Source organism: Desulfobaccales bacterium, from assembly GCA_041648175.1.
Taxonomy (GTDB): Bacteria; Desulfobacterota; Desulfobaccia; order Desulfobaccales; family 0-14-0-80-60-11; genus 0-14-0-80-60-11.
Genome location: JBAZPO010000005.1, coordinates 47,076 through 61,907 on the forward strand (window position 1 = coordinate 47,076; position 14,832 = coordinate 61,907).

At 57.5% G+C, this 14,832-nt stretch carries 8 protein-coding genes and 1 pseudogene; 3 read left to right on the top strand and 6 right to left on the bottom strand.

What is annotated here, in order from left to right; all coding sequences use genetic code 11:
- Positions 1-276 precede the first annotated feature (276 nt).
- Positions 277-2,472: a primosomal protein N' gene (priA, locus tag WC600_06405; protein MFA4902361.1), complete on the top strand. Its 2,196-nt coding sequence runs from the start codon at positions 277-279 to the stop codon at positions 2,470-2,472.
- A 64-nt stretch (positions 2,473-2,536) separates the two neighbouring features.
- Here priA and WC600_06410 read toward each other — a convergent pair whose 3' ends face one another.
- Positions 2,537-7,111, bottom strand: coding sequence for a PAS domain S-box protein (locus tag WC600_06410; protein MFA4902362.1), 4,575 nt, complete (start codon positions 7,109-7,111; stop codon positions 2,537-2,539).
- Positions 7,112-7,560: 449 nt separating this feature from the next.
- On the opposite strand from WC600_06410, the gene WC600_06415 reads away from it, so the two are divergent.
- Both WC600_06415 and WC600_06420 read left to right on the top strand, forming a co-directional pair.
- Positions 7,561-8,181 (top strand): hypothetical protein, encoded by a 621-nt coding sequence (locus WC600_06415; protein MFA4902363.1) that lies wholly within the window; start codon positions 7,561-7,563, stop codon positions 8,179-8,181.
- 54 nt (positions 8,182-8,235) lie between these two features.
- On the top strand, positions 8,236-8,541 hold the full coding sequence (locus tag WC600_06420) for a hypothetical protein (protein MFA4902364.1): 306 nt from the start codon (positions 8,236-8,238) through the stop codon (positions 8,539-8,541).
- 282 nt (positions 8,542-8,823) lie between these two features.
- Here WC600_06420 and der read toward each other — a convergent pair whose 3' ends face one another.
- The 5 genes and pseudogenes from der to WC600_06445 form a co-directional block, all read right to left on the bottom strand.
- A complete protein-coding gene (gene der / locus WC600_06425; GenBank protein MFA4902365.1) occupies positions 8,824-10,179 on the bottom strand; it encodes a ribosome biogenesis GTPase Der in 1,356 nt (451 codons plus the stop codon).
- Positions 10,176-11,540 (bottom strand): S41 family peptidase, encoded by a 1,365-nt coding sequence (locus tag WC600_06430; GenBank protein MFA4902366.1) that lies wholly within the window; start codon positions 11,538-11,540, stop codon positions 10,176-10,178. Before WC600_06430 ends, der begins: the two co-directional genes overlap by 4 nt.
- A gap of 81 nt (positions 11,541-11,621) precedes the next feature.
- The gene (locus WC600_06435) at positions 11,622-12,881 is read right to left on the bottom strand and encodes a S41 family peptidase (protein ID MFA4902367.1); all 1,260 of its coding nucleotides are present in this window, start codon (positions 12,879-12,881) and stop codon (positions 11,622-11,624) included.
- A gap of 9 nt (positions 12,882-12,890) precedes the next feature.
- A complete protein-coding gene (locus tag WC600_06440) occupies positions 12,891-13,886 on the bottom strand; it encodes a transketolase family protein (GenBank protein ID MFA4902368.1) in 996 nt (331 codons plus the stop codon).
- 72 nt (positions 13,887-13,958) lie between these two features.
- Positions 13,959-14,777, bottom strand: a pseudogene (locus tag WC600_06445) (transketolase).
- Positions 14,778-14,832: the final 55 nt, after the last annotated feature.

A 14,832-nucleotide genomic window follows, 5' to 3' on the forward strand; every position in this document is an offset into this window, starting at 1 on the left:
CAGATAGAAGATCAAACGATATTTGTTTTCGGTTTAAGCCTGCTGTAATCATTGCCTTGAATCCCAGCCCCTGATAGCATGTCCTGACTTGCTAATTTCAGTATAGCAGTTAAACGCTTATCCCTTAGCTCCGGTTAATTTATTATAATTATTATAAATCAAATAGAGATTCGTGCCAAAACATTAAAGAAAACCTTGGAGCATGCAACGCAGCATCCAACATCCCGTCCGAAAATGATCCCGACCTCAGAAGCCCCCACCTTGTGGGAGGTGGCCGTGGCCGTGCCCCTAGCCCACTCCCTGACATATCGCCTTCCTGAGGCCCTTGCGACCGCGGCCCAGGTGGGCAGTCTGGTCCGGGTGCCGGTGGGCCGCCGCCAGGTAACCGGATATCTCCTCAACCCCACTCTTTCTCCTCCCCCCGGAACCCTCCGGGACATCCAGGCAGTGCTTGACCCCATACCCCGTTTCGGTCCGGAGTTGGTGCCCCTGTTCCGCTGGCTGGCGGATTACTATCAATATCCCCTGGGGGAAGCCTTAAACTTCATCATTCCCGGAGGTGCGCCGGCAACAAAGGCGCGGCGGGAATTATGGGCCTGTCCCATCGATCAACCCGAGAGCGACCAATTTTCAGAGAAGCGCCTGGGTCCCAAGTCCCGGGCCGTCCTGGCGCATCTCCGAGAGGCCGGCCCCACTGCGGTGCCCGATCTTAAGCGCCGTTTTCCCGCCTGTCGCGACAGCCTGCGTAGACTGGCCGCCCGAAACTTAATTTTGTTGGAAGATCGCACCAGGCTGCGCACCCTCCCAAACGAGACCCCTTTCAGCCCGGAAGAGTCTCACCTCACCCTTGTTCCTGAACAGGAGCAGGCCCTGGCGGCCATTGTCCAAGGAATTGACGCAGGCGGGTTTGTTCCCTTTCTGCTGCACGGCGTCACCGCCAGCGGCAAAACCGAGGTCTATCTGAATGCAGCCAGCCATGCTCTGGCCCGGGGGCGCCAGGTTTTGGTCCTTTTGCCCGAGATCGCCCTGACCCACCCCGTGGCCCAGGCCTTTAAGCGCCGCTTCGGCCCCCGGGTCACCCTGCTCCACAGCGGCCTTTCCGAGGCCTTCCGGGTGGACCAGTGGCGCCGCATCATGGTGGGAGAAGTGGATATTGTGGTGGGGGCGCGCTCCGCGGTCTTTGCCCCCTTACCGCGCCTTGGATTGGTGGTTGTGGATGAAGAACACGACCCCTCTTACAAACAAGAAGGCGGCCTCCTCTACCAGGCTCGGGATGTGGCTCTCTATCGGGGGAAACTGGCGGAAGCGGCGGTAGTCCTGGTCTCCGCCACTCCCCAGGTGGCCACCTGTTATTATGCCCGGGCAGGAAAATATCGCTATCTCCATCTCGGCTACCGGGTCACCCCCCAGGACCTGCCCGAAATCCAGCTTGTGGACTTGCGAACCCAGCGGGATAAGAGTCTCAAGATCATTTCCCGGCCTCTGCTCACGGCCCTGGAGGACGTGCTCCGCCGAGGCGAACAAGCCCTGCTGTTCCTCAATCGCCGGGGATATGCCCGGGCCATGTTTTGTCTCTTTTGCGGCCACGTCTTCCAGTGCCGCAATTGCAGCGTGGCCCTGACCCACCACCAGGCCCAGGGCCGCCTGGTCTGCCATTATTGTGGTTATGCCGAGGCGGTGCCTTCAATCTGCCCCCTATGCCAGTCCACCGCAATCAAGCGTTACGGCGTAGGCACCGAACAGGTGGAAGCGGAGGTTAAACTAAAGTTGCCCGGGGTCCGGGTAGCCCGCCTGGACCGGGATACCGCGCCCCACAGCGGCCGAGCCCTGACGGTTTTGCAGGACTTTGCCGCGGGTGAGTTGGATTTTTTGGTGGGCACCCAGATGATCGCCAAGGGCCATCACTTCCCCCAGGTAACCCTTGTGGGGGTCATCGCCGCCGATCTCAGTCTCTTCTTCCCTGAGTATCATGCCGGCGAGCGCACCTTCCAACTCCTGTCCCAGGTGGCCGGCCGGGCCGGCCGGGGCGCTGCCAAAGGTAAGGTGCTAATCCAGACCTACCAGCCGGAGCACTATGTCTTTCAGACGGTGCAAACCCACGATTATGACAGTTTTTACCAACGGGAACTGGAGTCCCGGCGGCAACTGGGTTACCCGCCCTTCACTCGACTGGCCCTGGTGCGTATAAGCGGCCCTCAAGAACCACTCGTGGCCCAGGAAGCCCGGCGCCTGGTCGCAGCCCTGGAGATTTTTAGGACCCAGGACCATGACTTACGCACCCAGGTGCGAATCTTGGGGCCGGCGCCGGCCGGGTTAACCCGCCTTCAGGGCCGGTTCCGCTGGCAGATCCTTATCAAAAGTTACGGCCGCCCTCCCCTGCTGCGCCTGCTCCAACACCTGCGCCAGGTCTGGACCCCCACTTCCCGCTCCCTCAGCCTCACCCTGGATATCGACCCGGCCACCCTGTTTTAGAGTCAGCGGCGCAGGTTTCCAGCCTGTGAAGGGATCATTAATAATATTTGGGTGTGCCACCACACTAGGTCCCAACCACCCGGTCACGGCCTTCTTTCTTGGCTCGGTAAAGAGCGGCATCCGCGGCCTGGATCAGAGCGCTGCCTGAGGAGCCGTTATCAGGAAAGATGGCCAGTCCGATAGAAATGGTGATGGGATGCAAAAACTGGCTCGGGCGCAACTCGTGGAGCCGCTTGACGCATTGACGCAAATGCTCGGTTCGCTCTAAGGAAACCTCAATCGATGCCCCGGGCATGATGATTAAGAACTCCTCTCCGCCATATCGACAGGCAATGTCATCCTCGCGAATCTGGCTCCTGAATAACCGGCCTAAGGATTTCAATAATTCGTCCCCGGCGTGATGACCAAAAGTATCGTTGTATTGTTTAAAGTGGTCTAAATCCAACATTGCCAGACTCAGGGGGAGTCCCAGCCGGGTTACCCGATGCAGCTCACGTTCGAGCGTTTCCTCCATATAGCGGCGATTGAACAAAGCGGTGAGATCATCCCGGATGGCCTGGCTGCGCAACGTCTCCCGAAGCTTTAGATTGGCCAGGGCCAAGGCTACCCCTTCTGCAACCGTCGAGGCTAACGAGGCAGTCGCTTCCAGCAAATCGCCATTTCCCGGTGCAATACTTTGTAAATGCAAGATCCCGATGGCTTCACCCTGGGCCATCAGGGGCATGCAGAGGTAAGCGGCGGGTAAGGGGTTGGACGCATGCCGGCAGAGCAATCCGGAAGTGGGGTCATCCACCAGGTGTTCCCGGCCGAGCCGCAAGGCCCAACACTCATCCGGGACAAACACCGGTTCCAGGGACAATGATTCTCCCCAGAAGGCCACTTTCTCGAAAAGGTTCTTGGAGTTATTGAGCATATACAGTCCGCCCCCATAACCGGGGAAAAATTTGGAGGCAAAGTGAGCCGTCGTATTATGCGCTTCCTGCGAGGTCTGGCAGGCTTGGAGCACATCGCTCATCTCGTGGAGTAGGGTCATGTGGCGGTTGCGCTCTTCCGTTTCGGAGACCAACCGTTGCAGTTGAGTATTGGCCGTTTGGAGATCTTCTGCCCATTGCTTGCGCTCCGTGATATCTCGGAACACCGCCACGGCCCCCACCAGCCGGCCGTTCGCCCCTAAGGGGCTGCACACAAATTCCACCGGCAACGGCTTGCCTGCCTTGGTCCAAAATACATCATCACTGACCCGCCGGGCCTCTCCGTCTATGAGAGTGCGGTAAATGGGACATTCCTCCTCCGGGTAAGGAGAACCGTCCGGTCTCTGGTAATGCAAGAGCTTATGAATGTTTTGGCCAAACAGTTCATTTTTCTCGTATCCACTTAAGGTTAGCGCCGCGGGATTGATAAATGTGACGTTACCGCTGAGATTCAGTCCGAACACGCCTTCGCCGGCAGAGTTCAAAATCATCTCAAGCTGCAGCCGCAACCGTTCAAGGTCCGTTTCGGCTTGGGTGCGTTCGCTGATGTCTCGGAAGCTCCACACCCGGCCCACTATCTTTTCTCCTAACCGTTGCGGTTTTGAATAACGCTCAAAAAACCGCCCATCTTGGAACTCCAGGACATCAAAGCTCTCTTCCTCCGGGTGCTCATAGAGTTTCTTTATCTTGCTGAGAAAGGCCTCAGGCAGTTTCAACTGGTCAACCACAGAGGTCAGGACCTGCTGGTCATCTCCGGTGGCCACGATGGCTTCCGGGATATGCCATAAGTCCAAAAATTTGCGGTTAAAACTCACGATCCTGCCATCCAGGTCCACCACCAGAATGCCGTCGGCGGTAGATTCTAACGTTGCATGGAGAAGCGAGAAAGACTTATTCAACTCCTCTTCCGCCCGCCGCCGCACCGTGATGTCTTCGAAAATCCCCACCCCCCCCACCAACTCGCCTTCCAGAGACAATATCCCTTCGAAAATCGCCCGGACTGGAGTCAGCTTGTTTCCCAGAACTGAAAGATAGTCTCCTTCATAGAAGCCGCACTGACCTTTCAAGGGGGCCATCACTGCCTCCCGGAACTTCTCATCCTGCAATCCCCCGGGCAAACCGAACCCAATGATTCTCTCCTTGGGCGCCCCAATGATTCTGGCAAGCTTCTCATTACAATCTGTAACAATTCCCGTTTTATCGAACTGGCCGATGCCCACGGGAGCATTCTCGAACACCAGCCGGTATTTCTCTTCGCTCTTTCTCAACGCCACTTCGGTCTCATGTAAGTTGGTGATGTCCGAAAACACCCCGCTGACATAGTTAATCTTGCCATCCGCATGGCACACTATCTGGCCCCGCTCCCGAATCCAATGAACGGTGCCTAATCTCCCCTGGATGCGGTACTCCCGCATATAGGATTTGTCGGTCTTTAAGGCATGCTTAAATATCTCCGTGGCCTTTTCCATATCCTCGGCCCACAGCAGTTCTGACCATTTCATTCTCCGGGAATTAAACTCTTGAAGTGGATAGCCGGTAAGTTCCTCGATCTTATCGTCAAAGAAGTCCACGCTCCAATCCGCGTATCCTCTAAACACCATGGCAGGAACGGTGGTCACCAAGGCCCGGTATTTTTGCTCGCTCTCCCGCAGGGCTTGTTCCACTTGGTTCCGGGCTGTGATATCCCTCACAATGGCCGTCATGCCCGCAGGCTTACCCCTTTCATGGATAAGGTAGGTGCGCAATTCTACCGGGAATACGGAGCCGTCCTGGCGCCGATACTCCTTTTCATAGAGATCGGAATAGCCTCTGGTATAGACCTGTTCTTCAATAATCTTTTCTGTCAGCGCATGCCACTTGGCCGGGGTGATATCCTTATAGGTCAGGCGGTAAATCTCCTCCGCAGGATAACCTAGCATCTCCTGAAATGCAGGGTTGAATTCAACAAAGGACCCTTTAAGGTTCACCGTGACGGAGCCATCTCTTAAGTTGTCATAGAGGATGCGATAGCGTTTTTCTGAACTCTGAATACGAGCGGTTGAATCAATGGTCATACCGATGATGGCCAGGAACCCGATTACCCCCAGGCACAACAGGAGAGTGGCGCCGATGCCCATGAGCCGGCCCAGGATGATGGGACGCAAGGGCACCATGATAAATATGGACCAATCTTCCCAGGGGAAAGGCCAACGCAGGGCCAACTGGCCCTTGCCCTCCAACGGATATTTCCCCCCATCCACCGGTTCCTGAGCTAAAATCGGGGCAAACGGACCTACCCCGAACTGGCGGGAAGCCACCAGATGCTCCCGAATTTTCGGGGAAAGGGGCCACAGGCTTTTCAGGACCATTTCAGGCCGATTGGCCATAACCACAATCCCATGGGAGTCTGAAACCACACCCAGGCTTTGCGCCGGAAAGAATGTTTCCATATCCCCAACGGGACGTTTCAGGACCGCCACCCCCACTAGCCGTCCGGCCTTATCTCGCACGGGGTAACTGGCATAATACCCCAGCTCTTTGGAAGTCACTCCCAGGGCCCAATATTGTCCTAATGTTCCTGCGACGGCCTTCTTAAAATAGGGGCGGAACTTAAAGTTTTTGTCCACAAAGCTATCAGCCTGATGACGGTTGGAGGAGGCGATGGTCAGGCCGTTTTTGTCCATCAGATAGCAGACCGACCCCGTCAGCGCATTGCTGTAGCGATCCAGAACTGAGTTGGCCAACTCGAGGGTTTGAGCGTTTCTATTATCAAAGGCGGGAACGAGCCAAGGGGATGCGGCCATCGTGCTCACTAAATGGTCGGCTTCGTCCATTTTATCCACCATCATGCGGACAAGGACTTTGGCGTAGCTCTCCTGATTAGACCTTATTTCCTTGGTAGCTTCAACACTGAAAAACTGGGTGGTGAACCATCCCATTAGCAACAAAGCGATCACTGCCACTGCGGCCCCGGCCATCAGGGTTCTCCCCCAGACCCGGACGCGGCTCTCAGCTTCCTGGGCCAAAGAAGCCTGGGCAAAGAGACAGAGGCAGGCGCCGATCCCCAAGGTCAGCAAACCCCGCACCATCTGGATGGGAAAGCCTGTGGCACTTAGGAAGGTGGCTGAGTTAAGCCAAGAGGCCGGGAAAAATGGTGCAGGACCAGGCACCAAGCCGGTAGTCAGGGCGTAAGCAGCCATTCCCAGACTGGTTCCCAACAATGCCAGCCTTCCTGGTCCAGGGTTTTGGGAGGCCAGATAGAAGACCCAGCCCGCCCATAACCCCCCCGTTAGCCCCACGGCATAGCGACTGGACGCACAGAGGCCGGAAAATCCTGCAATACCGCCCAGGGCGGCAACCCCCAGAAACGCCGCGATGATCCAGCGGCCAGGAGCGCGGCCCCGCAGGGTGAGGGTGCCGGCCCGCCCAAATTCCATCAAAAATGCATACGATATAATCTTCAGGCCAACTCTGGCCATATCCAAGAGGAACCTGTTCGGGAGACCCAGGGCCAGCAGGTCCAGCCACTCACTCAGTCCGTGGGTGACCCCAAAAAGGCCTAGCCACATCCACGGTAAACGTCGTTGGGGTCTTCGGTTCAGGAAGTGACAGAGGGGCACCAGGAGAATAAAACTGAAGCCGTAAAAAAAGAAAATATAGTCCATTTGAGACCTAAAAAAGTCAGCCATGCAAGCCTACTCCTCCTCCTGCAGAGGGGCCCAAAATCTCCTCATGCCAGATGACGCCACGCAATCAACCTTTTTCTTGTAATAGCCTTTCACTATTGATCTATCTCAGCCGGAACTCACTGCCCGCGATTGGGAATTGTCTTCTTTTTGATCTATCGGTCAGCGGGAAAATTTTCTTAAACTTTTTGTTACCTTGTGAAGTTTTATTCTCTTGGCCCGCGTTGATATCACTACGACCCTCAACTCCGGCTAGGCCAGATGTTCCATGCTGATTCCCGGGTTAGGCATTGATCCCTTAGATATTTTCCCGGTTTGAACTGCCTGCTAAGAAGGGGCACAATCTGCATAAAATAATTTCTTTTCTGACTTGTCAAAATTTCTCATTGACGGTAAGCGGCTTCTGCTTATCTTTAATTAAAATATTCCTTAAACTAGGAGGACGTCTCGTAATGAAATTGAAAGCGGCAGTCTTGGTAATGGCACTGACCCTGCTTTTGGTGGCTATGAACCTGTGTTGGGCCGCCAAGGTGGTCTTTGAAGACAAGTTTACCTCCCTGGACCCTGCCTGGGGTTCTCCTAGTGCCGTCGTGAATGTCAAAGATGGCAAGCTCGTGATCACTCCCGAGAAAAACACCACCCAGACCATTCTCAACCAGGCCAACGTACTCCCCAATGATATGGAAGCCAGCTATTCCTTGACCTTCGTCAAGGCACCGGCCCCCTCCTGGGGCAGCGGCCTGGTCTTTTGGGCCAAGGACTATGACGAATATTATGCCGTCCTGATTAACGCCGAGGGGTGGTTCGGGGTCCAACGTCATGTGGCCAAACGCTATTTGTTGCCGGTGGCTTGGCGGGAGTCCGACGCCATCAAGAAAGGCGATGGTGCAGAGAACCAGGTCAAGGTGGTGACCAAAGGCAAGCAGGCCACCGTTTTTATTAATGGGAAAGAGGTCGTCACACTCAACGGCCAACCGCCCGAAGGGGGTTCGCTCATAGGCTTTAAAGCGGCCTCGGGACCGGAAGGCTCGAATACGGTGGCCTTTGCCAGTCTGATAGTTTCACAACCTTAACCTGATTGTCCATGACCAGGGCGCCGAACGAAAGCCTTGAGAGGGAGAGTACTAATGCAGAAAATGCGGAAATGGGTGAATACCTGGCTGGGAGCCTGCGTGGGGGGCACCGCCGGGCTGTTGTTCATGGCTGCGGTGACCGTGGGCCATGCCGCCGCCGAGCCCAAAAAGGGCAAAGCGGTGGAGCAGCCGGCCCAGGGGCAACAATTGTGCCCTGCAACTCCGGGCGCCGAAGCGTGCAAGGTCGTCCTGGATTGCCCTCCTATCAAATCCCCGGGGAAGACCACTTGCGAAGCCATCATTGATTGCCCGGGACCCAAAGAACCCGTCAAAACCAAGAAAAAAACAAAATCCGAATAAACCGGGTTTTGACGTAAAGTCAGGCTAATCTTTATAGAAAGGGCCGGAGCGGATGTTTCGGCCCTTTATCTTTGCCCTGGCTCCTCCGAGGCTTACCACCTCATGTCGGGTCGCAGCTTATACCGAGTTGCGGTCCAATGGCTAGTTTGGGTAGCCGCAGGCTTTAGCCTGCGCCTGCACAGGCGAGACGCCTGTGCCACCATTTGAATGCGAAATGATATTAAAAGGAGCGGACCAGGTATCAGCCTTCGCCGAGGGGCCGCATTGCCCCCCCCCATCCGGTTATTTTGGTTTACTGCCTATCATGGCCCGACGCTGCCGCCCCTTGAGAATGAGGCGCACAGGGGCGTAGTTGATGCCCAGCTTCTCCCGCAACTGCTTCACCACATAGCGGCGGTAGTGTTCCGGGACCCCTTGGGGCTGGTTGACGAAGGCGATGAAGGTGGGAGGCTGCACTTCGGCCTGGGTGAGATAAAAGAATTTAAGGGGTCTATCCCGGTAACGAGGCGGCGGAGTCCGGTCAGTGATCTCGGCAAGGAGCCGGTTGAGGACCCCGGTGCCTACCCGGGTGCTGCTCTGAGTATGAATCGTCTGGAGGATGGGAAAGATTCGCCTCAGGTTATAGCCGGTGCTCACGGAAACCGGCAAAACCGGGGCATAGGCCATAAACTCCAGCCCCGAGGTGGCTTTTTCCAGAAGCTTTTTCGCCTCCTTGGGTTCATCGCGCTTTAAGTCCCATTTGTTCATCAGCACCAGGCAGCCTTTACCCTGGTCCTCGATGAGCCCGATGATGCGCAGATCCTGGCCGGTGAGGCCTTCCATGGCGTCCAGCATGAGCACCGCCACTTCCGCCCGGGACAAGGCCTTGATGGTCTTCAAGACCATCTGGCGCTCCAGGCCCCGTTCCACGTGGCTGGGACGGCGCAGGCCCGCGGTGTCCACCAGGACGTAGTCCACCCCATCCGAAGTAAAGGGGGAGTCGATAGCGTCCCGGGTGGTGCCGGGGATTGGGCTCACCAGCAGGCGCTCCTCCCCTAAGAAGTGGTTGACCAGGGAGGATTTCCCCACGTTGGGCCGGCCGACGATGGCCACCCGGATGCCCGGGGCTGTGGACGCAAGCTCCTGGGGAGGCGGCAAGACTTCGCCCAGGGCCGCAAGCAGTGTCCCTATACCCAGGCCATGGGTGGCTGACACGGGGAAAAGCGGGTCCATTCCGAACCGGTAAAACTCGGGCACCTGGAGTTCCAGACCTGGGTGATCGACCTTGTTGACCACCAGGAGAACGGGCTTGGCGGTGCGCCTCAGGAAGTCCACTACCTCGGCATCGCCTTCCTGGGGGCCTTGACGGCCGTCCACCACCAACAGAATGGCGTCGGCCTCCGAGACTGCAGCTTCAGCTTCGCGCCGCACCAATCCGGAAAGGTCTTCTTCGCCGCCCACCAAGCCACCGGTATCCACCAGCAAGATCGTGCGATCATCGAAAGTGAAGGTGGCGTAATGACGATCCCGGGTAACCCCTGGCATGTCGGCTACCAGCGCCTTGGAAGAGCGGGTGAGGCGGTTGAAGAGGGTGGACTTCCCCACGTTGGCTCGACCGACGATGGCCACCAACGGTTGTTCGGCCGGAATCATGGTCATTTTTGGGGCGCGCCGGGGCTTTGCGCCAGATTCTTGGGAGGCCAACTGCGCAGTATCTCCACGGCTTTCTTCAATTGGGGATCCTTATCCAACTCCTCCGGGGTGATGGGTTGGTTCCAGGGCTTATCGGTCAGGCCTTCCCGCCGCATGTGCTGGGTGAGGAGCTCATCCCGAAGTTTCTGCAACGACTCGTCCTTGGGAGGCTTCTTCTCTTCCACCACCACATCGGGCTGGATGCCCTTTTCGTTAATGGTGATCCCACTCGGGGTAAAGTAGAGCGCGGTGGTCAGGCGCAGGGCCGAGCCGTCATCCAGAGGAATGATGGTTTGGACTGAGCCCTTGCCGAAGCTCTTGGTTCCCACGATTACGGCCCGCTTTTGGTCTTTGAGTGCTCCGGCGACAATCTCGGAGGCCGAAGCGCTGCCCTCATTAATGAGCACAACGATGGGAGTCGTGGCTAACTTGCCTTCTTCAGTGGGGCGGGCGAAAAACCGCATGTTCTGGTTGCGGCTGCGTCCCTCGGTATAAACGATGAGCCCGCCTTTCAAAAATTCATCGGAGACGCGCACTGCCTGTTCCAGCAGCCCGCCGGGATCGTTGCGCAGGTCCAGGACCAAGCCTTTGAAGGGCACCAGGCGTTGCTTCATCTTCTTGAGGTAGGCCTGCAGATCGTGATCGGTGGAATCCTGAAAATTTGTCAGCCTGACATAACCGATGCCGTCGTCAAAGATGCGGGCCTTAACACTCCGGATAGGAATAATTTCCCGAACGATCACCACATCCTTAGGCTGCTGAAAGCCTTCCCGGTTGATGCTGAGGGTCACCTTGCTCCCCTTGGCGCCACGAATCAGTTTCACCGCTTCCATGAGGGTGACATTCTTGGTAGAAGTGCCGTTGATCTTGAGGATCTGGTCGCCGGCTTTAAGGCCCGCCTGATAAGCCGGGGTGCCTTCTATGGGGGAGACCACAGTCAAAATGCGGTCTTTTAGGGTAATCTCTATGCCGATACCGCTGAATTTTCCCTTGGTTTCGATCTGCAATTCCCGGAACTCGTCCGGGGTCATAAAGGAAGAATGGGGGTCCAGGGTTCCCACCGCACCCTGGATAGCGCCATAGATCAGGTCCTTGGTGGTTTTGGGCTCGGGATACTGCTGTTCGACGAGGGCCAGAGCTTGGGCCAAGACCTTCAACTTCGCGTCACTCACCGGCGCAGGAGCGAGGGACGGCTGCAAAGCTTTGGTGGCACCCATCAGATCAGGGTTCTCGCCAAAGACCACTCCGGGTCCGGCAAAATTCCACCCCAGGGCCAGCCCCAACATTAAGGCCACGCCACTCCAAACCCATGATTTCCGTGACATCATTTGCTTAAATCACCCTGATGCTTGGGGCCCGGCCTGATGGGTGATCACTCACCCGAGTCCGACTGTCCCCGTAATATGTTACTAAGAAGCCTTTGCTTTCGGTGCCGCCGGCGGGTTCCCGGAAGTTAACAGGTCCACCGCCTGCTGGACCCAGGGATCTTGTTCCGGGGTCATCTCTTTTGCGGGCGCCTTCTTCTTTTCGCCTTTTTCATCCTTGGCCGTAACCCCCGGGACCCCAGGTTCCAGACCTTTGCCCTGAATTTTGTCCCCCTTGGGGGTATAGCACTGGGACACGGTCATTACCAGGGCGGAGCCATCCTCCAGCGGAAACGCCTTCGTGAGGCCGCACAGCCCCAGAGTCTTGACTCCCACGAGGGTGACCCGGGCCTGATCCCGGAGGGCCCCGGCCATGATCTCAGCCGCCCGGGCCGTTCCCTGGTCCACCAGCACCACGATGGAAGGCAGTTTTTTGAAGACCAGATCCCGTTCTTTGCCCTTGAAGATTTCCTCGCTTTTCGCGGCGCGCCCCTTGGCGGTCAAAATCTGTTGGTCACCCAGCAGCAGGGAGGTGCTGCGCACTGCTTCCTCCATGGTGCCCCGGGCATTGTTGCGCAGGTCCAGGACAATCCCCTTGACCGGAGGTTGATGCTGGCTGATACTCTTCAACGCCGTGGCCAACTCCGCCGGGGTCTCATTGTTGAAGTAACGGATGCGCACATAGGCGACGTTGTGCTCAAGGTAACGGCTGGTAACGGTGCTCACCCCCAGGGGTTCCAGAGTAACCGTCAGATCTAAAGGTTTGACCTCGCCGTTCCGCAACACCTGCAATTTGATGGCGGTGTTCGGCGCGCCCTGGAAGCGCCGGGAGGCCTCCTGGGTGGTCAGGTTGCGCACCTGATGCCCATCCATTTTAATAATGTGGTCGCCGGGCTTTAGACCGGCCCGGGAGGCCGGACTGTCATCGATGACACTGACCGCGGTCAGCAGGTTATCCTTGACGATCAGCACCATCCCCGCCTCGGCCGGACTGGACTTGTCTCCGGTGAGATAAGCCTGGTACTCCTTGGCCGTAAGGAACGAAGAGTCCGGGTCCAAAGAGTTCATCATCCCCCGCAGAGAGCCGTAAATCAGAGTCTCTTCATTCTTGGGCCAGACATATTTCTGGGTGATCTCGAACAGGGCCTCGGTATACAGGCGCAGGGAGTCGTAGTTAGAGGTGGGCGCAGCCCAAACCGGCAGCAAAAAATACGCGGTCAGGCCGAAAAACAACACGATCAGTCCCGCCCGGCGGTAAGTCCGGAATCCCGAGCCAGGGGTTTTCAATGCATTAAGGTGCTTCACAAGCGAACCTTACCTCCCTGCCAGGCTGGGGGCTTTAAGGCCCATAAGCGGCGCGGCCATCTGATTGGCCTTCCGGGCCATGACCTGATGAGCGGCCTCTTTAATATCCTCAGCGGTCAGGCCGTAATGCTTCAAGAGCTCCGCGGGCTTGCCTGACATCCCAAAGGTGTCTCTCAGACCGACGCGTTTTACAGGCGTAGGGCAGTGCTCTGCCAGAATTTCGCTCACCGCGCTCCCCAAGCCGCCTATGACCATGTGTTCCTCCGCGGTGACCACGGCCCCGGTGCTCTGAGCCGAATCCACCACCAACTCCCAATCCAGGGGTTTAAGGCAGCCGAGGTTGACCACCCGGGCCTCGATGCCCTCCGCGGCCAGCAGGTCGGCGGCTTCCAAACAGGCTTGCACCATGATCCCGATCCCCATCAGGGTCACGTCCTGGCCTTCTCGCAAGATGGTTCCCCGGCCCAACTCAAAGACATGGCTGTCGTCATAGATCAGCGGCACTGCCATGCGCCCGGTGCGCATGTAGACCGGGCCCTGATAGCCTGCGGCCCAGCGGGTCATGGCCCGGGTTTCCGGGCCGTCCGCCGGCACCAGCACCACCATGTTGGGCAAAATCCGCATCAAAGCCAGATCTTCTATGGCCTGGTGAGAGCCGCCGTCTTCGCCCACCGTCACCCCGCCGTGGGAGGCCACGATCTTGACGTTGAGGCTGCCATAGGCGATGGTCTGGCGGATTTGCTCCCAGGCCCGGCCCGTGGCAAACATGGCGAAAGTGCTGGCAAAGGGAATCTTCCCGCCCAGGGCAAAGCCCGCGGCGGTGCCCATCAAGTCCTGTTCGGCAATCCCCATATTAAAAAAACGGTCCTTGAAGACCTTGGCAAAATGATGCGTCTGGGTGGAACCGGACAGGTCCGCGTCCAGCACCACAATCTGGGGATTCTCCTCCCCCAACTGCGCCAGGGTCTTGCCGTATTCTACTCGGGTGCTCTCTTTGGCGGCCAAATCTTCCCTCTTTAAAGCATTAAAAATTATTATGCAAAATCAATGCCGTTCACTTCAGCACTTCCGGGGCGGTTACCCTCCCAACTCCTTCAGCGCCTGCTGATACTCTTCCGGGTTGGGGGTAGTGCCGTGATATTTCTTCTGGCCCTCAAAAATGGACACCCCTTTGCCTTTAATAGTATGGGCGATAATCATGCTGGGCCGGCCCTTGACCTCCCGGCAGGATTTAAAGGCCGCCTGAAGCTCGGCGATATTGTGGCCGTCCACCTCCAGGGTGTGCCAGCCGAAGGCCCGCCACTTGTCGGCGATGGGCTCGATACTCATGACCTCCGCGGTATGGCCGTCAATCTGCAAGCGGTTGCGATCCAAAATGCCCACCAGGTTGTCCAGCCCATAGTGGGCCGCGCTCATGGCCGCCTCCCAAATCTGCCCCTCCTGGACTTCGCCGTCTCCCATGAGGACGAACACCCGGCTGCCGTGGCCGTTCAAGCGGGCCGACATGGCCAGGCCGTTGGCGATGGACAGGCCCTGGCCCAGCGAGCCGGTGGGAATCTCCACCCCCGGCGTGCACCCGGAATCGGGATGGCCTTGCAGAATGCTGCCAAACTGGCGCAGGGTCATGAGTTCGTCCCGGGAGAAATACCCCAGCCGGGCCAAAATCGCGTAATACGCCGGGGCCCCGTGCCCCTTGGACAGGATAAACCGATCCCGGTCGATCCAGCAGGGGTCATCGGCCTTGGCGCTCATTTCGCCAAAAAAGAGAGCCACCAGGATATCGGTGGCCGACAGCGAGCCGCCCAGGTGACCGGAACCGGCCCGATAAAGCATCTCGATAATATCGATGCGGACCTGGCGTGCGAGCTCCTCAAGTTGGTTGTGGTCCGAAATGGCCTTCGTCTCCTTTTCCGTGCGGCAATATGGCGCCTGGGGTTAGGTCCCCCGAATT

Coding starts and splice junctions, on each gene's coding strand:
- WC600_06410 (MFA4902362.1), bottom strand. CDS start 7,111: ATGGCTGACTTTTTTAGGTCTCAAATGGACTATATTTTCTTTTTTTAC.
- WC600_06415 (MFA4902363.1), top strand. CDS start 7,561: ATGAAATTGAAAGCGGCAGTCTTGGTAATGGCACTGACCCTGCTTTTG.
- WC600_06420 (MFA4902364.1), top strand. CDS start 8,236: ATGCAGAAAATGCGGAAATGGGTGAATACCTGGCTGGGAGCCTGCGTG.
- der (MFA4902365.1), bottom strand. CDS start 10,179: ATGACCATGATTCCGGCCGAACAACCGTTGGTGGCCATCGTCGGTCGA.
- WC600_06430 (MFA4902366.1), bottom strand. CDS start 11,540: ATGATGTCACGGAAATCATGGGTTTGGAGTGGCGTGGCCTTAATGTTG.